15 protein-coding genes are annotated in these 22811 nt (G+C 51.3%); 11 read left to right on the top strand and 4 right to left on the bottom strand.

The window, feature by feature from the left end; translation table 11 throughout:
- Positions 1–26 precede the first annotated feature (26 nt).
- The 4 genes from Q31b_RS27110 (at position 27) to drt3b (ending at position 6163) form a co-directional block, all read left to right on the top strand.
- Positions 27–2306: a hypothetical protein gene (locus tag Q31b_RS27110; RefSeq protein ID WP_197172480.1), complete on the top strand. Its 2280-nt coding sequence runs from the start codon at positions 27–29 to the stop codon at positions 2304–2306.
- A gap of 98 nt (positions 2307–2404) precedes the next feature.
- Positions 2405–3088 carry a hypothetical protein gene (locus Q31b_RS27115; RefSeq protein WP_146602807.1) on the top strand — a complete coding sequence of 228 codons (684 nt, stop codon included), beginning with the start codon at positions 2405–2407 and terminating at the stop codon, positions 3086–3088.
- The gene (gene drt3a / locus Q31b_RS27120) at positions 3085–4281 is read left to right on the top strand and encodes an antiviral reverse transcriptase Drt3a (RefSeq protein WP_146602808.1); all 1197 of its coding nucleotides are present in this window, start codon (positions 3085–3087) and stop codon (positions 4279–4281) included. Before Q31b_RS27115 ends, drt3a begins: the two co-directional genes overlap by 4 nt.
- A gap of 1 nt (position 4282) precedes the next feature.
- A complete protein-coding gene (gene drt3b, locus Q31b_RS27125; RefSeq protein WP_197172482.1) occupies positions 4283–6163 on the top strand; it encodes an antiviral reverse transcriptase Drt3b in 1881 nt (626 codons plus the stop codon).
- 209 nt (positions 6164–6372) lie between these two features.
- Here drt3b and Q31b_RS27130 read toward each other — a convergent pair whose 3' ends face one another.
- From Q31b_RS27130 to Q31b_RS27140, 3 genes are read right to left on the bottom strand one after another with little or no spacing between them, the layout of a single operon-like run.
- Positions 6373–7311 (bottom strand): ImmA/IrrE family metallo-endopeptidase, encoded by a 939-nt coding sequence (locus Q31b_RS27130; protein WP_146602810.1) that lies wholly within the window; start codon positions 7309–7311, stop codon positions 6373–6375.
- 9 nt (positions 7312–7320) lie between these two features.
- Positions 7321–7593, bottom strand: coding sequence for a hypothetical protein (locus Q31b_RS27135; protein WP_146602811.1), 273 nt, complete (start codon positions 7591–7593; stop codon positions 7321–7323).
- Positions 7590–8192 carry a hypothetical protein gene (locus Q31b_RS27140; protein ID WP_146602812.1) on the bottom strand — a complete coding sequence of 201 codons (603 nt, stop codon included), beginning with the start codon at positions 8190–8192 and terminating at the stop codon, positions 7590–7592. The genes Q31b_RS27135 and Q31b_RS27140 overlap by 4 nt, the downstream gene beginning before the upstream one ends.
- A 274-nt stretch (positions 8193–8466) precedes the next feature.
- Here Q31b_RS27140 and Q31b_RS27145 point away from each other — a divergent pair, with 274 nt between their 5' ends.
- The 7 genes from Q31b_RS27145 to Q31b_RS27175 all read left to right on the top strand — a co-directional run bounded on the left by Q31b_RS27145 (position 8467) and on the right by Q31b_RS27175 (position 21962).
- Positions 8467–14298, top strand: coding sequence for a DEAD/DEAH box helicase (locus tag Q31b_RS27145; protein WP_146602813.1), 5832 nt, complete (start codon positions 8467–8469; stop codon positions 14296–14298).
- Positions 14295–16415, top strand: a complete 2121-nt coding sequence (locus Q31b_RS27150; RefSeq protein ID WP_146602814.1) for a 3'-5' exonuclease — start codon at positions 14295–14297, stop codon at positions 16413–16415. Before Q31b_RS27145 ends, Q31b_RS27150 begins: the two co-directional genes overlap by 4 nt.
- A 255-nt stretch (positions 16416–16670) precedes the next feature.
- Entirely contained in the window at positions 16671–17519 is an 849-nt protein-coding gene (locus Q31b_RS27155; RefSeq protein WP_146602815.1) for a DUF3883 domain-containing protein, read from the top strand.
- Between the two features lie 182 nt (positions 17520–17701).
- Complete coding sequence (locus Q31b_RS27160) at positions 17702–18034, top strand: hypothetical protein (RefSeq protein ID WP_146602816.1); 333 nt, start codon at positions 17702–17704, stop codon at positions 18032–18034.
- Positions 18035–18427: 393 nt separating this feature from the next.
- On the top strand, positions 18428–20311 hold the full coding sequence (locus tag Q31b_RS27165) for a DUF262 domain-containing protein (RefSeq protein ID WP_146602817.1): 1884 nt from the start codon (positions 18428–18430) through the stop codon (positions 20309–20311).
- Positions 20312–20469: 158 nt separating this feature from the next.
- Entirely contained in the window at positions 20470–20748 is a 279-nt protein-coding gene (locus Q31b_RS27170) for a CBS domain-containing protein (RefSeq protein WP_197172486.1), read from the top strand.
- Positions 20745–21962 carry a hypothetical protein gene (locus Q31b_RS27175; RefSeq protein WP_146602819.1) on the top strand — a complete coding sequence of 406 codons (1218 nt, stop codon included), beginning with the start codon at positions 20745–20747 and terminating at the stop codon, positions 21960–21962. The genes Q31b_RS27170 and Q31b_RS27175 overlap by 4 nt, the downstream gene beginning before the upstream one ends.
- A gap of 34 nt (positions 21963–21996) precedes the next feature.
- Here Q31b_RS27175 and istB read toward each other — a convergent pair whose 3' ends face one another.
- Positions 21997–22779, bottom strand: coding sequence for an IS21-like element helper ATPase IstB (gene istB, locus Q31b_RS27180; RefSeq protein ID WP_231617894.1), 783 nt, complete (start codon positions 22777–22779; stop codon positions 21997–21999).
- Between the last annotated feature and the right edge of the window lie 32 nt (positions 22780–22811).

Genomic DNA, 22811 nt, shown 5'->3' on the forward strand with positions numbered 1-22811 from the left:
TTTTGTAAGAGTAACAAAGACAATCGATGAAAATGACGCACGATCAAATCGTCTTCCGATTCTTGTTGGAATCGGTAGTTGGGGCATGTCCTGATGCGAAGGTCTATATCGCGGGCTCGGTGAATGACGATGCTGTCTGGAGCGAAGTTGCAGCTTACCTCGCCGAGACACTTGATTGCATCACCTTGTCCGATGGAGAGCCATTCCTCGATGAATTGCTTGGCTCGATCAAGCAGGATTCGGTTTCTCACTGCGTTATTATCCCACCCTTTGCTCCATGGAAGAGCCTCTCGGATAGCTTGCGGCATCAACACCACCGTCTGAACTTGGAACAGATTGTTCTCCAAGAAGCTGCGAACGGATTACCAGCGGGTGGAATGTTGACGTGTTGTCTGCCTGCGTCTTTTCTTTCAATGGAAAGTGCTAGGAAGTACCGTGATCGCTTGACGGAAATGCACGCGCCATCGCTGGTCGTATCCCTGGAAGAAAGACGCGGTGGAATTACAAGTCGCGTTCACGAAGCCTTCCGCTTTGCGTTACTGACGATCACGGCACACAAAGGTGCCCCTCAGCCGCTGAAGTTTTTTAAGCCGCCGCATGTAAGCACTGACGAGCAGCTTGAACGTGTGAAGGCAGACTTTCTTCGGCTACAACAAATCCAAGGCGGCAGCACGGAAATGGGTTACGTGGTTCGCGATGGAATCGCGGGCGGTTCCCCGTTGCTTCACAAATTGTACGATCCGAAGTTCTTGCATGACCAGAAATCGATGGAAGCGATCGGCGAGTTGAAACGGATGGACGAACTATTCGATTTCCTGCCGATCCTGCATCCATTGGTCGATAAAAAGCATTTGTTTTCTGAACGTGCTGCCGGACTCGCCGCGGTCATTGAAGGTAGACAGATCACACGTGATGGAGATGTAAAGCATGATGAGATTCGTCATTGGACAGATAAAACAGAGGGACGACTGTTGCAAGCGGGCGATATTTGTCTGCGCAAGATTGGGAATTTCGAGAGGGGTGATTTGGTGCTTTGCCAAATTTGGGAAAAGGATCTTCCCGCTGTCGCAGCCGAATCGGTCATCGCATTGAGACCAAAGGAAACGCTTGATTCTGCGGGTTGCGAGATGTTGTACTCGTTGATGCGGTCCGAGCGATTTGCCGACTTCTTGGCAGCTCGATGCGGTGGCTCTATGCATATCCATCGCTCTTGGTTCGGAGAAATGCAATTGCCGGTTCCCGATGAGGCATTGCGGTTAGCAGTTCGTGATATCAACGCGGCAATAGGCCATTTTGAGCATTGGAAGCAGCAAGCGATCCGGTCGCGGAATGTTCTATTCGAATTGTCATCGCCAAAAGAAATGCGAAACGAGATGCTGGCGGCTGGACGCGTGAGCCGATTACGAAGTGCAGCGGCGAGTGCCATCGACGATATCAGTCATCGCATTCGATCTCTATATCCCCACCCAGTTGCCATCCGATGGCGTGCGGCGGAGGTGAGCAGGCACGACTTGGAAGGCTACGTCGAGCTGTTAGAGGCTGCCGAGGTGCTGACGTTCTATTTGGCGTGCATGGCCATTGTTCAAGCCGATGTGGTCGACGGAATGAAGGTTTCTTGGGTGGGGCAGATTTCTAAACGACTCGCAAAGGGAGGTGAAAAGTCAGTGGGTACCAGCATGGGCGATTGGTTGGCGATCATACGCGAGGTGACTGAATCGAAGCAGTGGAAGAAGCGGATTGACGAAGCCCCATTTCCCGAGGCATTGACATTTATCAAAGATGATCCCGAGGCGAACGAGGCACTTCAACGTGTTAGCGACGCACGCAACGACCAAGCTCACGGACGTGGGCCCAAGGGCGCGGCGATCGGCGAAAAGTTTGATGAGGTCTATCCTGATGTGGAGTACTTATTTTCAGCGACCGAGTTCTTATCAGACTACCCGCTGCGAGTGATCGAGCAGACCAATCGCGATTCGATGCGGAAAATTACCCGATACACCTACCGCGATCTGATGGGCGATCATCCATTAACGCCGTTGCAAACCGAAGAGAGCGAAGATTCCGAATTAGAAGCTGGCAGTCTGTACTTTGTTGGCCGCAGCGGAACGCTCCATCGTATCCGCCCCTACATCACGCGGCGGGAATGCCCGGAATGCGGATGCCTATCGCTGATGTACCTCGATCGCTTCAACGCCAATACTAACGAATGCATCCTAAAAGGCCTGGACCACGCCCACACCGCCACCGACGCCAACATCACCAACGATTTCCGCTATGTTGGTTTTTTGCCGGTAGTTGAAAGCTGAGTTGGATGCGGAAGTTAACTGGCGGTTTGGCCTGCTTGCCGCGTCAGATTTAGTTAGATTTCGCAGATTCCTATTATAAACCGCAGCATCGCATAGTCATGAATGACACATTCATCGAATTTATCACGTCACAACTGACCGAATCCGTACCGAAACTGGCCAGTCTGTATGGCACTTGGGCGACGGCTCAACGGTTGAAACGAGCCGAAGACCTATTTGAAAGGCTGCGTCGTTATCGTGGTTTGACCTTTTCTGACTTTGCGACAAGCGACGCGGGGTTTCATTTGCTGGAAAAAGTTGTTGAACGAGTTAAGGCTGAACACTGCGAAGCAAAGCGAGAGCATTTTGCGAACTTGCTGGTGTCGACTTGGATCGACAACGGGCCGCACCAAGCGGTTTTTGATGAGGCCGATTTGTTTCTACGTGCGATCGATAGGTTCACCGATGTCCATCTTTACTTGTTGGCGATTCTGCATGAAGCCGATGTGAAGGCATCCATTCCGTTTCGCAAGTTACAAGAATCGGTAGAGGACGCCACGGCGGATTGTGACCGTCGCGGGATTACTTTGGTCGCCCTTAATGATCTTTGCGCGGTTTTCGCAATGGTCAACCGATCGTGGGACTTGAATCGAAAGAAAGAGAGTCGGCCAATGTTTTCTGGTTCGCTCAGCCCCGAAAACATTTCTCGCAAGTGTTACCACGCGATCACACAACGAGGCATACGTTTTGTTGATCGCGTCGTTCGTGAACCGATAGTTGCTGCAGGAGGCCACCCGTCATGACGAGTCGGCTCACCAACCCAGACTACCTGCGCAAATTAACACGCTCCGACGACCCACGCCGGTTTTCTGAGGTGAGCAACGGTACGAATTCACTGCTGCCCCAACTTGCCGAAGAATTCGAGCGGCGGATCTACCTACCATCGCCTCTGAAGATGGTTGATGGTGGTCGACGTATTCTTCATTCCGCGTCCACCTACGCGGACGTGCTCTTCTTGCGTCATAGTTGCAGGATGTTGAGGCGAAAACGCGGTGTCCGGTCATTGAACCGAAAACAAATTGCAACCCAGATCGTAAAAATCCTGGAGGCCGATGTGTCTCATCACATTTTGCGGACCGACATCAGTGACTTCTTTGGGGCGATACCGGTCTACGATGCGGTGAGTCTGGAATCGGTTCAAGCCTGCTTTCCTGCTGTCGAGTACGGCTGGTGCATGAAGATTCTGTCCGCCGATCCGTACTCGGGCAACAAATTGCCACGAGGATTGTCGATCAGCGGCGAATTGGCGGAACACTTCATGGTTGCGTTCGATCGTAGTGTGATCAGTCACGAAGGAGTCGTCTTCTACGGTCGTTTTGTCGATGACATCATCATCGTCACCGCGTCGGACGATTTGGATGAACTGAAAGAGGCTGTCAGCGGTTACTTGCCGGAATGCCTGTCCTTCAATCCGGAAAAAACGCAAACGTGCCGGTGGGGTGACAACGGTCAGGCCGCTAAAGGATTCGACTATCTCGGATTTTCATTCTGTCGCACGCAAAACATCGCGAGCAAGAAGCGTTCCGAGGTACACGTGGGAATCGCGACCAGCAAGATGCTCCGGTACAAAAAGAGAGTGAAATTGGCATTCAACGACTTCATTGAGAATAAAGATTTTCGCCTTCTACTGGATCGGATTCGATACCTAACGGGTGGCTGCTCGGTTTACAGCAGTTTCCAGCGACGACGGATCACCTTGGGACTATCTGCGTCTCATCGGGACATCACCGATGACGCGGCGTTGCAGGCATTGGATGCTTACCTTGGCAATTGGATCCGCAAAGCGCCGCTAGATGGTGCGCGGTCATGTCTGACGAAAAGCCAAAAGGCAAGTCTACGAAGGCTATCATTCACAGCGAGCTACGCCAACAACATTCGCCATCGCTTCACAGGCAAGCGTCTTTGGGAAATCCGAGGTCTTTTCAAGCATGTCTAAAATGCAATCCATCGACACTTCGGATCGGGATCGCGTGTTGCTAAGCGAGATCTTGCCTCACGAAGTTCCGCCACGATTTTCCCTCCGATCGGTTTACCGTCGGATGCGTGGACCGTCGTTGACCTCGCTCGATGACGCCCTGTTTCAACATCAAAACGACGCCAGCGGTCCGCCGGAGACGGTCCCCTACACATTCTCGCTTTCAAGGGGACGGAAAACGCCTCGCGACATTCATGTGATGCATCCGTTTCACTATCGCGAAGTGGTGAACTTTTACGAAACGTACGCAACCCAAATTCTGTCAAACTGTTTGAAGAGCCAATGGACGTTGAGATCGCCATCGGGAATTGCCCGTCGAGCGAAGGATATCGGCTACCAGAACCAGCAGCCCGGCATTCAAAGCGAATCCGAATCCGACGAAAGCCCTGTCTGCTACTTCGCCTACGGCCCGTTCAATTTGCTATACGCCTTTTACGGATCACGTGATTACGAGCGACTGGAATCGAAGTTTCGCTTTGTTCGGGCAATCGACGTGCAGTCTTGCTTTGGCAACATCTACACGCATTCGATCGCATGGGCTATTCGCGGCAAGGCAAACGCGAAACGAAGGGGCGACCGGTCCGCTTACTTCACATTTGATGCCAGATTTGACTCCTTGATGCGATCTATGAATCACGGTGAAACGCACGGTATTCTGGTCGGCCCGGAGATGTCGCGTATCTTTGCAGAGCTGATTTTGCAAACCGTTGATACTGCGGTTTTGGGTACCCTGGCGGATCGAATCGAATTCGGAAAACAATGCGAGGTTCGCCGATATTTGGATGATTTCTTTATCTTCTTCAATGAAGCCAGCATCGCCGACCAAGTTGAGCAAACCATCCGTGGGGAGTTGAAAAATTGCAAGCTCTACATCAATGACGCAAAAACGCTGGAGACCGAATCGCCTTTCATGTCGAACTTGAGTGCCCTGAAGCATGAACTAAGCCATTTGGTTGACGACCTGCACGAGTCGTTTCTTCGTGCCCGCCAGGAAAAGCGTCCGATTCCCAAGAGCGTGTGCCGAGTTGCGTTTCGGAAAATCAAAACCAAGGTGGCACAGTCAGGTTGCCACTATGAATCCTGCATCAGCTACGTGCTCTCGATCTTGCAGCGAAAAGTGACTGAAGCGAACAGCAGTCTCTGCTGCCAGTTTATCGAAGGCGGGATGGTGTCTCTTCTGAGCAAACTGCTGGAACTTGACTTTCGTTATCAGGTCGCCATCAAGGTTGCCACGATTTATCAGTTGATATCCGACAAGGTTCACGCTGATTTCGACTTGGAGCCGTCAGTGGTTGAAGATCTGAATGAACGAATTGCCGATGAAGTCACTCACTTAGCGATGAATGCGATGTCACGAGAGGCTCCGCCTTGTTTGCCCTTGTTGGTTGTACTGATCCCGATTGCAAAGTTGGATCTAGTTCATAACGTCAATCCAAGCTTGGCTGAAACCATCTGGAAACACTCACAGGTTCAGTCGCGGCCCGCCGAAGTCGACTATTTTACGGTCGTCAGTTTGCTCTATTTCTGTGGTGATCGTCGCGCCTATGTGCGGCTTGTTCGAGAGATTGTGAAAGCGGCAAAACGATTCCTTCGGGAGTCGAAGGACAAGGGATTGCGAGCTGACTGTCTCATGCTGGCCGCAGATCTTGCCTGTTGCCCACTTCTTAAAGAGGACGTGAGAAAAGTAATGCTACGTCAGGTTTTTGGTTGGGTGAATATGCCGAAAGATGTGGCCGGGGCACTACAGGAGCTCGCTGGCAAAAGCATGTTTTTCGATTGGGACACGACCGTTTCCACGACGACCTACCTACTTGAGAAGCAGATTCCTCGATGTTACGCTTAAAGCACACAGGTGGAACTCCGCTCGTGACTGGATCAAAGTTTACTCTGGTCCGACATCGAGTGCGGCCGAATGGCGAAGAGGTGAGGTCACTTGCACGTGACCGATCCTCAGCCCCTCGGGGCACACACACTTTCCACTTGGGCTCATCAGGGACTATGTGCCTGATGAGTTTTTTTATTCAGTGATCCGTAGTTCGGGCATACTGCTGGCTACAGCAATTGCCCGATTCGGATTTCAATGTAGTCGCGTCCTTCATCGGTGTTGATACAAGTCGACCGCAACCTAGCTTCGTTTTTTTCCCAGAACAGTTCGACGGCCTCTTCTTGTGAGAGACCGACACACTTCGATTTGAACGCACCAATGATGCCAGACAGTCTATTGCGAAATGCGTCGTCGCTGCTGAGGTACTCTCGTTCAAAAGCTGCTCTCAGCTCGTTGACCGAAAGTTGGTTTCCATGTTCTTTCGGCAATAGTTGAACGAACAAAGTTGACGAGCCAAAGAAGGGGTTCTCAAGTACCGACGCGACGACGGTTTGGTTCTCATTGTGATCCGCCCGAAACGCATTTGGACTGACGTTCTGCGCTTCCTGCCGCAGTTCAAACGCGGTCTCCTCGGACATTCGGAGAGTCCTCGACCATTGCCAACGAATATCGGCGCCAGAAAACGCGACAACTGAGGCATTGAGTAACCCCAGTTCCTCAGTGAGGTTGCAGACTCTCACGGCAGCGGCCAATTCAGAGACCCTGGCACGCTTTGCCAGTCGCTTCAACGCGCCAGCGACGACGGGAAGTTGCCCTGCGTCCTTACGGACTTCCGCCAATGGCAACAACAAACAGGAGGCGACATCGTTGACGCGTCTCTCTTCGTCGCTGTCCGATGACAACATGTCCTCGAACGATTCGCCAAACATAGAGGGAATGCCAAGGATCAAATGCCCGAGTTCGTGTGCGAGCGTAAACCTTCTCTGCGCTTTGGTCAGTTCGCCGTTGAGTCGGATAATGGTTCGATCATCGTAATGAAGGCACCATCCATCGCAGCCTGGGGTATCTGATGTGCGGACTTCGATGCCAAAGTCGTTGACGAGCTTTTCCGGCGCTGCTGGAAAATGTTCCGCAGCATACGACTCAACTTCATCGAGAGAAATCATCAAACGGTCTCAGCCCTTGATGCCGAGAAGGTCATTCATGTCGGCCAGCAGAACACGTTTGGCATCATCGCTGAATTGACTTAGGTCTTGATTCTTGAACTTCACTCGCAGCTTCTTGTGCAGAGCGAGCAGCCGAACAATGTGACGATCAAGTTGCGAGTCGGCTTTTACGTCTCTTAAGTTATCGACATCGTCACGTCGATACGAATCCGCCTGTCTTCGGCCACCTGATACAGGTGCGAAGTCATCGTTAGTCTGCTGTTTTCTCGGTGAATGTCTCATATTGGATAGCCCTCAGAATCGAGCCAGGAACGGGCTGCGGAGGTTGGGATTTCAAAGTCAAGGATCCCGTCTTCATCCTCCAGGATAACCTGAAATCCCCGGGCAAGATAGAAGTCATGCGTTTTTTGGTTAGGTAGAGATGTGAGCCAAACACGGCCGCCAAGGCCCAAGAGATAGCTATGCCGGACGACAGACAGCAACAAACAGTAGCCGACACCCCTAAAACAAGGAGGTTCGCAAAGCCACGGGCGATTCCGAGGAGCTGTAGCGATCCGGTCGAGATTGACGGCCCCTTCCCCCTCCTCCAGTCTGCTCAGGGAATCAATGAAATAGGTTGCCGCGCCCTGCACCTCTTGATCTGGCGTCTGAACGGCAATCGCCTGATACGCCAAGTTGGTCCTTTGCTCACCAATCACCTTAAGCCATTGCCAGTGATGGTCCTCTTCATGGGAACGTGTGGTTCGCCCGGCTTTGATCTTCCACCATTGGCCATCAATTTTACTTTTCGCTAATTTACGATTTAGCTCGACAATTTCTGCCTCAACCAGTTGTCCCGTGTTGGCATCAGTCAGGTTGACCGAGTAGGGTAGTTCGAACATGGATTGGAAAACGTCCGTGAAGGAAACCCGACAACCACCTGATCCCGGGACAAAAAAGCTAGGCTAATACTTTAGCGATTTTTAGATCAATGAAAACCACGGTTGTTTAGACCATCGATGACATCGAAAAGAATGCACGCTTTGCAATATCATTCGTCCGAGGTCGGACCTCAATTATCCTGGGGTAAAGCCAGAGATCTCAAAATCCCTTATGATAGTGCCCATTTGACTTCCAGGCCACGTCACCATCAAAGCAGTTTGCTAAAGGGCACCGATGCCACTGAATCCGATTGTCTATACCGAAAAGGTCGTTCGTAGCTTTCTTCGCTACCAATTGACCAGTTATGCTCTGGCTGATCCTCGTTTGTACGACCAAATGCGTGATCAATTGCGGCTCGAGACGGTGCGCAGGTCACCGCTGTTGCGAGGTCCCTATGTCAGTTTGTCGCGAGGATTTCGTCAGGGAGCTTCTGTCGAGCAACTGATTGAGGATGGCGTGTTTCACCCGCACATGAAACGGATCGTGCCAAAAGATTTTACCGCTGCATACGGGCACCAAGATAGAGCGTTTCGTTCCATCACTGATGGCAGTCCAACGTTGATCAGTACGGGGACAGGCTCGGGAAAGACGGAGTGTTTCTTGTATCCGATCATCAGCCGCTGTTTGCAACTGCGCGACGAGAACGCACCGGCTGGCATAGCAGCGGTGATCGTTTATCCGATGAATGCGTTGGCGGAAGACCAACTTGATCGGATGCGGGGCCTGCTTGCCGGCAGCGGCATCACATTCGGCATGTATGTCGGCAAGACGCCGGAGCATGAACGAGAGGTTCACGGCCACCGGATGGAGGTTGGAGAGAGCCGGGCGGATTACGAGTTTCGTATTCGTGAGACTCGCGAGGCAGGACAGAGCGATTCAGTTCATCCAGCCGAGGAGATCTGCTCACGTGAAAGAATGAGGACCGATGGTTCTCAACCACGTATTCTGCTGACGAACATCAAGCAGCTTGAATTACTGTTGACTCGCCAGCGTGACGTCGAGCTTTTCGAGAGCGCCCTGCTTGAATTCTTGGTGTTCGATGAAGCTCACACGTTTACTGGAATCCAAGGTGCCGAGACGGCTTGCTTGATCCGGCGACTTCGAGCGTTCTGCGGCAAAGACGCTTCGTACACGACTTGCATCGCTACCTCGGCGACAATCGTGGACGAAAGAGATCCTGATGCCGCCCGCAAGTTCGCTTCTCGCTTCTTTGGTGTCGATGCCCAGTCTGTTGCCACCGTGAACGAGGAGTATCAGAACGACGAGTGGGCTGCGCAAAGCTATCGGCCTGAGCGTCCCCGCGATTTGAACAAACTGTTGGCGGACACACTCCTAGCGGTCGAATCACTGAACCCCGAAGAACAAGTCACATCGGTCTATCGCCGACTGACGAAGCGAGAGATCAATGGTGAACATTGGCAGGAAGCATTGTTTGACGATTTGCGACAGAATGAGATCGCAAAACAGATCCGAACTTCGCTGCTAGGGCCACGCGAATTGTCGACGCTGTTGAGCGAGCTGAAGACGACGGTTGGCCGAACGGTTGGCGAGGAAGAACTGTTGTGCTATCTAACGCTCGGCGCAGCGTCTTTGAAGGATGGCCGGCCACTAATGCGTCCGGTCGTGCATGGATTTTTGCGTGGCATCACGGGCGGCGTGGTTTCGTTTGAAACCGGCAATGAGCCGTCTCTGTCGCTCAGCAGTGCTGAGGAATTGGAACGAGGCGACAGTGCTGAGAAGTGGTGGCGTCCCCGATTGTTTTCTTGCAATACATGTGGTCAGCACTATTTGACGACCCACCTGAAGGATTTTTCTTACACCGGTGCGACCCCGGGCGGCGGCGAGATGGGCGAGGACGAAGACCACTTTTGGGCACCGCAGGAAGCAAAGCACGGTGGGACTCGCGTTGTGTTGTTGGATACGATTGTCAACCAAGATGGCCAAGACCTCGCCAATCATGCTCGGGCAACGGCACTCTATTTCTGTCGCCAGTGCGGTGCTGCTCATCCGAATTCGAAGTCGCGGTGCCAATCATGCGGTACGATGTCGGAGATGGTTCGGCTTTACGCGGTCAAGAGCAAGGATACTCATCCCGGATATCTAACGAGTTGTTTTTCTTGTAGGGCGTTGGGCAGCGCCAACGGACGGCGATACCGCGAACCGATTCGCGAGGTGCGGGCGACTTCGGTTGCCGATGTCCACGTGCTTGCTCAAGACATGGTTCAGCATGCGGAACGCAAACGTTTGTTGTTGTTTGCGGACAATCGACAAGATGCGGCTTTTCAAGCCGGATGGATGAAGGACCATGCGCGCCGGTTCCGACTTCGCGGTTTGATGGCCGAAGCCATCGCTGGTGGTGCGGTTTCAATCGGCGATATTGCGTTAAAGATGAGTGACCATCTGGATCAGGATGACTCATACTCGCGAGCTTTGATTCCCGAGGTATGGCGAGTCGCACCAAAAGAAGGCAGCGGGGGATCGCACGCGGATGAGCGGGCCTATTTTCTTCGCATTCAAATGTTGCGTGAAATCACGATGGCATCGAACCAACGCAAAGGTCTTGAGCCGTGGGGCCGGATTACAGTGAACTACGATGGGCTGAATACGTCGGATGCCTTCATCCAGTCGTGGGCAAATCGGCTCGCCATGCCTGCGGAAGAACTGAAGGTCGGTGTCGAAACGTTGCTCGATTCGCTGCGGCGGCGACGTTTGCTACGAGATTCACAGCGAGAAATTTTCTCTCGGTATTGGCACGACGGTGATCGGGAAATCCAACGTGGATATCTTCCACTTCTGCCAGGTCCGAAAGGTATGAAGCTGGAGCTAGGAAACGGTGATGAGCGTGAACGCGTCACGGCTTGGATGTCTGAGCGAAACAATTTGATCCGTTCAATCGTTCGTAAATGGGGCGTTCCAGCAGAGGATGTTGGTGATTTTATTGAGGAGTTATGGGCGTATTGCACCGACCCAAGCAAGGCGTTACTGGTTCCGGTCACATTACGAAGCAACAAGGGACGTGCTTTGCCACGATGCAGTGGTGTCTACCAGATTGATTCGGACAAGATCCGCATTGCTGAAAACCACGGCTACTACTGCTGCAATCGTTGTCGCCGCCGAGTCACACGTAGGACTCCCAATAGTCTTTGCTTGGCGTGGCAGTGTGATGGCACGTTGGAATTTGTCGGCGAAGATCCTGACAACTATGATTTGCAGGTTCTAGATGAGCGTTATGCGATGCTTCGTCCGGAAGAGCATACGGCGATGGTTCCTCAAGACCATCGAGAGAAGATTGAAAACTGGTTCAAAGGAAGTGGCGATCACGTCAATACTCTGGTCTGTACGCCAACGCTTGAGTTAGGAGTGGACATCGGTGCTCTTGATTCGGTTTTGCTTCGCAATGTTCCGCCGTTGCCGTCGAACTATTGGCAACGAGCCGGGCGTGCCGGTCGTCGTCACCGCATGGCAGTGACCATCACATACTGTCGCCCAGCGTCGCATGATCGGTCGTACTTTAACGAGCCAATGCGGATGCTTGGCGGTCGAGTGGATCCGCCTGCGTTCAACTTGCGAAACGAGGTTTTGGTCGCCAAACAGGTAGCTGCAACGGTGATCACACGTCTAAACCAACTGAGCAGACCAGCGTCGGGTTTGGCAGAGCCTGAGCGTGAGCGAATCCTTGATACTCTGAAAGAGACGTTACCATCGCGAATAACGCACTACTTGTTTACTCCGTCAGGCCAGTTACGCAGCGAAGCTTTCAATGTCCAGCCACTAGCTGATTTGATTGCCCATCATCGAGTTGATTTGTTGCAGTACGTCGGCAGAGCTTTTCGTGATGGATGGCCGACCGAGGACTCTGATGTGACGACGGCCGAAGAAATTTCGCGGCACATCGACGAGGTAGGAAACAATCTTGAGAATGTCATCAGCAGACTACGAAAGCGTTTGCAGTGGGCGATCCGTGAGATTCGCCGCTTGAATCGCGTTCGTGACGACGAAGGAACGCTTAGCTACGACGACGAGGCACACTTCAAGCGATGCGACCGGCTCGTCAAACAGCTCAAGGGAATGGGACGTCGCCGACGCGGCGATGCCGATGGTGTCGACGATACAGTTACGTTTAGTGTTCTTTCCCAAGAAGGCTTCCTCCCCGGATATGGCTTGGATGGCGGGTCGATCGTTGGAATGGCGGAAGTCCCGCGTTGGCAAATGGGCGCGATGGATTTCAATCTTCCACGTGCTGCGTCCATGGCTCTTCGAGAGTATGTGCCTGGCAACTTGATCTACGCTAACGGGCATCGTTTTGTGGCGAGGCGTTTTCACCGTGAAGCCGATATGGATGAAGTTGAAACGCCTGTATTCGCTGTGAACGTTGATCGTGAAGCGATTATCGAAAGCGACCGAAGCAGTGCTGCGGGCAGTCTCACCGACATCGAGCTTGTGGCGATCCCAGTCTGTGATGTGGACCTGGTTCACATGTCACAGATATCTGATGAGGAAGAGAATCGTTTTCAGTTGTCGGTTGCCACGTACGGTCGCGAACAAGGTCGGCACAACGGAGGCACTGCCTATGGATGGGGAGGCAGCCCACTGCATTTCCGTCGAGGTGTTCACTTCCGCATGGTAAACGTGGGGGCGTCTTCTCTGGTTGATCGAACGCCACCTGAAATGGGCTACCCAGTCTGTCAGATCTGTGGCCAGAGCGTATCTCCGCTTTCGTCGGTCCGGCAAATCCAGAACTTCCGAGAAAAACACACCGAGTGGTGCGGCCAGGAACCAGTAAACGTTGGCTTCTACGCCGATGTTGTCGCGGACTCCATTACAATGGTGAACGTCAAGGATCAGTCGACGGCTTACACAATCCTTGAGTCGATCCGTCAAGCCGCTGCGTCGGTTCTTGACATGCACTTGGACGATTTACAGGTGCTTGTCGTGGGGCATGTTGACCGGGATGAAGTGGACGCGAGTTTATGGGATCCAATGCCCGGCGGCTCGGGGCTTCTGGCTCAACTGCTTGAAAATTTCCCGCGGATCATATCAACGGCCGCCGAATTGCTGGCTGGGTGCCCCTCGGATTGTGGCAGTTCATGCAACGATTGTCTTCAGACATTTCGCAATGCGTACTATCACCGCTATCTGGATCGACACGCGGGACTTGAGTTTTTTGAGCGAGCTGGAAACGGCCTTGCCGAAGAACACCTGATCCCCGCACTTCAGCCTTCGCCCGAAAATGATCCGATATCACCAGCGGGCGAAGTGAATGACGCTGAAGCGAAGCTGAAGCATCTGCTGTCCATCGCAGGATTTGCAAGCGGATCATTCCAGCAACAAATTCGTTTTAAGTACGAGTTTCGTCCAAGTCCCAATCTGAGCAGCACAACACCCGACGTGTTTTTTGATCCAGATCCCGATGATCCGGATGAAATGGGCATCTGCATCTATCTCGATGGCATGAGTGATCACATCCATGGCAATGCAAAGACTGCGGCAAAGGATAGCGAGATACGCTCTTGGCTTCGCAGCAAGGGATACAACGTTCTCGAAATCACGCGAGTTGATCTGGATGATAGCGGTGCTATGCGTCGCTATTTCAAAAAGCTGGGACGCTTGTTGGTCGGAAAAGAATTTGCTAAATCGCTGGATGAAAACGAGGCGTTCGTAGCGGCGTTGGCCCAATCCGGCACCGCACGGCCGTTGCCCACGACTCCAGTGCAACGGCAATCGCAGACTGCAACGGAATCTGAAGCTAGAGATTCTGGGGGGAAGCCGAAACTGTCTGCTGAATACGAAGAAGTGCTCGATCTTGTCGGCAGAGATATCGGAAAGCTGGTTCTCCGACTCGCAAAGGAAGGCATTGCTGCACCCGAGCCTGGTCATCCATTGGACGACGAAGACGGCGTTACGATTGCGGAGAGTGAGCTGGCTTGGCCTGAAAAATCGGTGGCCTACTTTCGCAAGGGTGAAAACGAATCTGCTGATCAATTTGTAGCGAGGTCGTGGGTGACAATCATGGAAGATGAGTTGGAGAGTGATCTAGCTGCGATCAAGGGAGCCTTGTCTTCATGAGTGGCCCGCAGTTGGCGATCAGCAATGAATTCATGGAGGCCCTCGCACGCCTTCCGAAATCTCAGCGGAAGAAGGTCCAGGAGTTTGCGAAGAAGTTTCGCGCAGATCCAAAGTCGTCAGCGATCAACTACGAAAAGATCCACAACATGGATGATGATCGTGTTCGCACCGTGCGAATTGATCAAAAGTATCGAGCGGTTGTTCTCCACCCGGACCAAGGTAACACGTACGTGTTGGTCTGGGTCGACAATCATGACGAAGCCATGGACTGGGCGCGAAACCGGACATTCGAGGTTCATCCTGAAACGCAGTCTTTGCAGATCCTGAATGTCGAACAGGTTCAGAAAAGCCTTGCGGAGGCCGGATCACGCGAGATCGGCAGTGAAAAGCTGTTTTCGCATGACGATGAAACGCTTCTTTCGTTTGGAGTTCCGCCGGTTTTAATTCCTGCCGTTCGGCACCTCGAATCGAAGGAACAGCTATCCCAGCTTCAGACGGTATTGCCAGAGGAGTCGTACGAATCGCTAGTGTGGCTGGCAGAAGGGGAATCAGTCGAAGAGGTCAGACGAGCTGTAGGAATGCCCATTTCGCTTCGTGATGAGGTTCCAGCTGGAACCGATCGAGGAGAATCATCGAGCGAAGACCAGGCGATCGCGAAGGGACAGTCGGGGCGACGTTTTCATCGAGTGAGCAGTGATGACGAACTTGATCGCGTGCTTGCGGCACCACTCGAACGCTGGCGTGTTTTTCTACACCCACATCAACGTCAACTGACAGAGCGATCCTTCGCGGGGCCTGCTCTTGTTCTCGGTGGCGCGGGTACCGGAAAGACGATTGTCGCAATGCACAGAGCTCGACAACTGGCGCTCAAGTTGCAGAATAACCACAAAGTGCTTTTCACCACATTTACTAAGAACCTAGCTGAAAACGTTAGGTATGTGCTTAAGACACTTTGCGGCGACGAGTTTAACCAAATTGACGTGCAGCATATTCACGACCACGCGATGTCTTGGTTAAGACCTTCAGGCCAGTTTTCGGTAGGGTCAGACGACGATCTGGCACTTGCTTGGGATATGGTTGCAGTCGACAACCCTACTAATTTTGAAACGGACGTATTGCGAGAAGAGTGGTTTTACTCGCACGCAATCAAGGGAGTCACTAGTCGAGAAGAGTACTTTCGGCTTTCGCGAATCGGTCGCACGCCACTATTGTCTCGTCGCGATCGCGCCGCAGTTTGGAAGTCTTTTGAACTGTTCGAGGAATCCCTTCGTCTCGCAGGAAAAACCCACTGGATTGGGATTGTGTCAAAAGCAGCCGAGTATGCCAGGAAGGTCCCCTCTCCGATCTATCGTCATGTTATTGTCGATGAAGGACAGGACTTCACCGCGAGCGATTGGCGTTTTATCCGATCATTGGTTCGCCCCAGCCAAGATGACGTGTTCATCGTGGCGGACCCGCGACAGCGCATCTATAACGAGCCAACCTTGCTGGCCGATGGTGGAATAGCAATTGACGATCGGATTCACCGCTTGCAAATCAACTACCGCACCACGGAGCAGATCCGCAATTGGGCAACAGATCGAAGCGGTGGTGGCGACATGAGCGATCTTTGCGACTCATCGTGGTCCGAAATTGCAACACACTCACTGTTTAGCGGACCTGATCCTGAGCTCATCGAAAGCAAAGATCTGGAATCTGAATCTGTTGCGATTGCGCAATTGATTGAGTCGCTTAAAACCGATTTCCCTCTTGAAGAGATTGCGGTGGTCGTGCGTGCAAACTGGCAGCTAAAAAAACTTAAGGCAGCGTTAACTCGACAGCAGGTTGAGCATTCCGTGCTAGGGCAAAACACGAGCGACACTCAAGGTGTGCGATTGGCAACCATGCATCGGGTCAAGGGTCTAGAGTTTCGATGCGTCATAGTTGCTGGGCTCGCCGCTGACGTCTTCCCAACCAAGTATCGAGGTAGGGAAGACGATGAACGTGCTAAGAAACAACATGTGATCACAGAAAAAAACCTACTGTATGTTGCTTCATCAAGAGCAAGAGATCGACTCTACGTCTCTACCGTAGCTGGTTTTGCAAAATCCACGTTTTTCAAAACCACCAAAACCTAAGCATTTATTGAACTCACATTATGCGAATTTAGAAAGCAAATACACTAAGAACGAGTGCGAGATACGAAACTATCTAGTCGTGGGCGGCAATTTAGGCCTGTTGACTGCGGAATATATGAACTGGAACGCCACAAGATGCTCGATGTGAACGAGTTTTTTTCGAAATAACAACTCGCGACGCAACGAAACCGTCAGCCGCAGGGCGTTAGCAAACCTGGTTTTTCTAAACAAGTACATCTCACCTAGAGTAATTCAATGTCAAATTCCCAAATCGAGTATTGGCTTTTCAATACAGACGAAACAGAACCCGAAGGCGAAGGAAAGCACGCGATCATGCTGCAGCAACAGGTCGTTGCCGCTTGGGGGCACTGCAAAGGCTTGGGGGCTGAAGTGACGCTAAACCGTCCCAATCCGGGTGACATCGTATTCTACTTCCGCGCTAGGTTCGGAATCATTGCAATGGCGGTCGCAACTGACCAATTCGCTGTTCCAGGCAAATCCGTGTTCGGGGAGCACGGCGAGTACAGTCGTCCCGTTGAAAACCTCCAGGTTTTATCAGAAGCCAAGCCCGTCAGCGTTGCCGAGATCAAGTCAAACACGAGTTACCAAATCCCCTTCCGCCAAATCATGGGGCGAATACTGAATGATTCTGCGGTTGAATATTTAAAAGGACGGTTTCAGCGGATCAGATCGAAACCCCCGCGACCTCACAAGAAGCCCGAAACAAAACCGGGTGCGTTCGTTCAGATGGATTCGGAAGTACGCAAAGAAGTTGAAAGAACTGCCGTGCGAGTAGTTACAAAGATCTACAGGAAAGCGAAATGGCACGTGAAGTCGGTTGAACGTGAAAACGTTGGATACGATCTTCGATGTACAAAAGGGGATTTGTTGGATTGTGTCGAAGTGAAGGGTACGTCAGGCGTCGACGAGCGATTCATCATCACTGTAAATGAATTGAATAAAGCGAAAACAGACCCGCAGTTCGTTTTGTACATCGTTACTAACGTCCTCAAGAAACCCGTGCCACACAAGTACTCAGGCAAACAACTTATCAACAAATTCGATATCCAACCCATTCAGTTCCGAGCGTCACGGAAACGATAGCATAGAGACAGAAAGGCCTATACGTACGTCAGAGTAAGGGCAAAAGAACCCTTCCCCATGAAAACTCACCCACCTACAACGCCGCCGGTCATTAGCCAACGTTTTTCATACGCAACCAATGTAGTGAACACAGAACCTTGCGATAAAACGTTTCGGCTAGAAAACCAACAAGAGAACATCCAATGAAAAAGCGTTACATCTTTGCTGATATTGACCACAAAATTGCAAAGGTTGGAATTTACCTCCTCACGAAAATATTTTACAGCGATCTTGTTTCTGGAAATCACAAGACAATCGTTGCGTCGTTGGGTTCGCTATTGTCTGAAATGCCCGAAAACGTACACGACTACTTCAATGCATCGGTTACTTTGACCGGTCCACGTCGCAAATATGCAGACAATGAGCTCTACCATTTCTGGACCGTCAGTTCCCATGACGGCGAGATAACCTTTGTCGCATCAGGGCATTTCTATTGCCAGTCTACTGGAGGTGACTCATTTACAAGTTTTTGTTAGATGGCCAATCCCGGTCAAGTTACTCACTGCCGAGACTTCTCCAAACGTATCCGTGAAGTTTACGGTGCTGAGTCAGTTTGGGAAGAGATAATGTCAATCGATCTATCTCAGCCAGGCTACACGGTCAGCGTGGAGATGGAGAACGATCCCGTCTGTGATGATGAAGGAGATGATGATGACTAGCAAGGTTGCCGAAACTGAGTACGCAAACGCTCGCGACGATTAGACGCGGCAAATGGACTCGGTGCGAGGGTACTGTGGGAGCTTCAACGTCGATTATAGTTGGATATCTATGGAGTCAATTTCAAGATATTCTGTCGATGTAGGAACGTGGTAAGAACCTCGAGGATAGTTGCGGATTCACAATGCCACCGATTGAAAAGAGATGTAGTTATGGAAGTTAGTCCGGAAAAGCAAAACATCAACACGCTTTTTTCCACAACCAGTTATCACATTGACTTTTACCAACGTGAGTACAAATGGAAAGGAGATGAGGTTGCACGTTTGATCGAAGACATTTTTTATCATTTTGGGCAATCGTATGAAAAGCATCCCGACCTCGATCCGAACCAAGGGAACGTTGTCGATAAGTTCTCTTGGTACTACCTGAACACTTACATCACCAACAAGACGAATAACAGGATCTTCGTGGTCGATGGCCAGCAACGACTCACGACCCTAACGCTGATGCTGATCGCGTTGTATCGTTTGTGCGAAAATGAAACCATAGACTCTCCTGACCTTCGCGAGTGGCTAAAGTCGAAGATTGCTGGCGTTGGCATTGGCGGAAAAAAAGAATTCTGGATGGCCAATAGCAAACGCGAACCGCTGATGCAGGCGCTCTTTGACGGAAAAAGTCCCAAAGAGAATCTGATCGAAGATGGAGTTACCGCCAGACACATCATCGAAAACTACGCACTCATTGATAAGGAGCTTACTGTTCGTCTCCCAACCAAGCACATATTCGAAACCTTCGTCTACTACTTTCTTTGCAATGTAGTGATCATCAACCTTGAGGTTGCTCAGACGGACGTTCCTATGATCTTTGAGGTAATCAACGATCGAGGCGTTCGTCTCCAATCCTACGAGATCTTGAAGGGAAAGCTACTAGGACAAATCGACAAGGATGAGGTCGATCACTACGCCGACATCTGGGATAGTTCACTGTGCAACCTAGAATCTAACGCAGAAGATGAGGTCGATACGTTCTTTCGCACATTTCTTCGTGCCAAGTTTGCTGACACGCGAAAAAAGGGGCAAGTTTTTGACGGCCCGTATCACCGCGTCATTTTTGAAGAGCCGTGCGATGATGAACTGCATCTAAACCACGACGCACAAGCGGTGAAACACTTTTTGAAGGGGCCTCTTAGCTATTACTCATCTCTTTTCCATAAGTTGCGGAAACTGGGTGTGGATCCAGATTCCGAGATTCCCGAGTGTTATTTCATCTCGCAGTTGAACCGCATGGATGGTCATCTCATGCTCTGTCTCGCGGCCTGCGCTGTCGACGACCCGGACGAAGACGGGAAAATCCTTGCAATCTCTCGCGCGTTTGATCGGGCATACGTGATGCTTCAGCTCAATCGGGCTTACGACAGCAACCAGCTCCAGGAGCTACTCTATACGCTCAACCCAATGTTGAAGAACTGCCCCGTCGAAGAAATCGAGCAAAGAATCAATTCCCAAGTGCTTAAAGACATCCAGGAACGACGTGGCACGGACACCAAGAGTCTTCTGTCATACCAGCAGTTTCGCCAAGTCGGCTACGGCGATTTCAATACTCGTTTCATGAGGTATTTTCTAACTCGAATCGAGTTATGGATCGCCGACAATCTAAACTGTCAGTTGCACGACACACTGTACAACTATGTCTGCGGAACAGGTAAAAGTAACGCATATCACGTCGAACACATTCTTTCCCGTAACGATGAGAGCCGAAGTCAGTTCATAGTAGACGGCGAGTTCGATGAGGCGATGTTCGAGAACGAACGAAACCGATTCGGAGGCTTGCTGCTTCTGAAGGGGCAGGACAATATTTCTTCTGGTAACGAATTGTATATCGATAAATTGCGAACCTACACCGGCAGTGCTCCCTATCTTGCACAAACGCTTGTTGCGGATTTTTACAAGTCGAATTCGGCAATGGTGCAACTGAAACAGAACACTGCACTTGAATTCCTTGCAGCATCTATGTTTACACGAGAAGTGCTCGAGAATCGATCTACACTCCTATACAAGATTGCGACAATAACATGGCAGATCGACGACCAAAGTTGAACCGATTCCACCAGCATCCATGAAGACTAATCCATCGGCAACTTAGAGCTGTCGTCCGGTTGATTCAAAGGCATCTTATGAATTCAGTACTCGAAGATCTTGCCCCATGCACTGAAAAGCGCTCGGCGCATCGCCCTGGACCATTTGGACCTGCCAAAGTGCTTCTGCCGACCGACCAGCAGCCAATATTGCTTCCCTCGCGAACGCTTGCCGGCGACGGAATCGAACGAATGCTCGACAATCGGTTCTCGCAAATTCCTGTCACCGACGACAACCAACGAATCATCGGTGTCTTTACCTGGAAGTCATTCAGCACACGCGTCGCTGATCTCGCATCAACGAAAATTAAGCCGACGGAGTTGCCTATACGCGACCTTTACCAACGAGAACAGTTAGGAAATGGCCAGTCGCCCTTGGCAATGGAGACCATCAAATGACTTTTCTAAGCGATTCGCTTGTCGATGGCGAGTACTGTCGACGTTTGAAAACTGATTTGCAGAACGCAGTGATTTGCCGATTTCTGGTTGCATACGTCTCCGACGCAGGTCTGAATTCGATTGGTCGAAACGATCTCATGAAGGCATTGGACAACCAATTGTCTTTTGGTATTAGTTCGATGAGTTGCTCTTGCGGGTACAGTCCACTGTTGAAGTTGCAATCTGAGTTGGGTGACGAAAACATTCGACTTAAGTACTTCATGGACCCTTCAGTTTGTGGTACCGATGAACCTTCGGGTTTGGTTTTGATGCATTCCAAGCTTGTTTACCTGAAAACAACGATCGATGGCGAGCCAAGATCCGTTGTTTATCTTGGTTCACATAATTGGACGCGCAGAGCTTTGGGATCCGGTGGGCCAAGAAATGCAGAAGCGTCGTATCGATTCGAGATGGCGTTCGATGCGGATCATCTGGAGGGACGCGGGCAAGATGTTGCAAGTCAGGCAAACCGGCATTTGCGCGCGGCCGACGATAACGAATGTTGTCTCCCGGCAACGGCGTCCAACGAAAGAACATTCAAAGAGTGGGACCAAGCGGTTTGCAAGAACCGCCCGTCATCATCGCTGGACGAAGTGCTGTTGATTCTTGCAGTTCGGCCGCCGAGTTCAGGACGGTTGCGATCGCTCGATGAGTTGCAGGGCCAAGGGCTCTATATGCAATGTTTGGAGGAAGTGGAAGGTACACAAGTTTGGGATGCACCCGATCAAACGATTGTGATGGTTTGGGATTCAGCCGAGGCGCTTTCCCAGGGCCGTCAGCCAACTTTGCTGCTATGTAGCAAGAACACTCGCAACGCCGGCCCAAATTCAGACCGACATGGAACCAATCAGTCGGCGAATCCCATCGCGGGATTCGCTGGGGTGTTATTCGACCAACAGCAGGGAACTCGACATCTAAATTCAGTCAATTCGACTCGCTCAGTCTCAACGCTATGGTCAGGTTCCGAGGCAGAAGTCTTTGATTTGCAGTTCCCGACAACGAGCAACAATTGCAAGGACTTCGATGGAAACTTGAACCCGAAGTACCAGTTTCTACTTGAGGTCGAGACAGTAGTGCATTCTGCAGAAGAGGCAACTCCCGATGCAGCATTCGTTTGGGAGTGTCACTGGGCGCTTGAAAAGGGACCACCTATGGGCGCCTGTGGTCCCTTTTGAAATTGGTGGTTTGGATTTGGTTAGTTTACCTGATCTATTCTTTTTCTTCGGCTGCGGAGCCGGGGGGCGCTTTGGTCCCTTTTGATTTTTTTTCACTGTTTTTCAGACGATAGCTCCGCCCTGTAATCTTCATGATCTCGGCCGATTGCAAGAAGCGATCTAAGATCGCACTGGCACTCGGAACATCGCCAATCAACTTGCCCCAGTCCTCTAGTGGACGATTCGTTGTCATGATCGTGCTGCGAACTTCATGACGACGCATGATGATTTCAAATAGATATTCACCGCTGCGTTTGGGCAGCTGCTTCATCCCCATGTCATCGATGATCAACAGATCCGGCTTCAAGTAACGAGCCAGTACCTTTTCTTCACCACCCATCGCCTCGTCATGCAAGAAGTCTCGAACAACGTCGAAGATGCTGCGATAGTAAACGATTGCACCTGAGCGAATGACGGCATGACCAACGGCCTGCGCAAGGTGGCTCTTTCCGGTCCCCGGTGGGCCACACAACAGAACGTCTTTCGCACTTCGCAAGAAGTGTCCACTGGCCAACTCAAACACCTTTGCACGATCGATACTGCGATTAAACGAAAAGTCAAAATCCTCGAGTCGACGCACATCCCGAAAGCTTGCACGTCGCACCCCGCGATCGATCTTTCGGTCATTGCGAACCAACGTCTCATCGGCCAACACCAACTCCAAGAACTCCTGGTGTGTTAGTCCGCTTGCTCTCGCTTCTTGTAACCGAACTTCAAGCGTTTCGGCCATGCCGCCGAGACGAAGTTCTCTTAACATTCGTGATAATGATTCATTCATTAGTCCATTTCCTCCTTGAAAGGTTCAATTGA

This window comes from Novipirellula aureliae (assembly GCF_007860185.1).
In the GTDB taxonomy this organism is placed as follows: domain Bacteria; phylum Planctomycetota; class Planctomycetia; order Pirellulales; family Pirellulaceae; genus Novipirellula_A; species Novipirellula_A aureliae.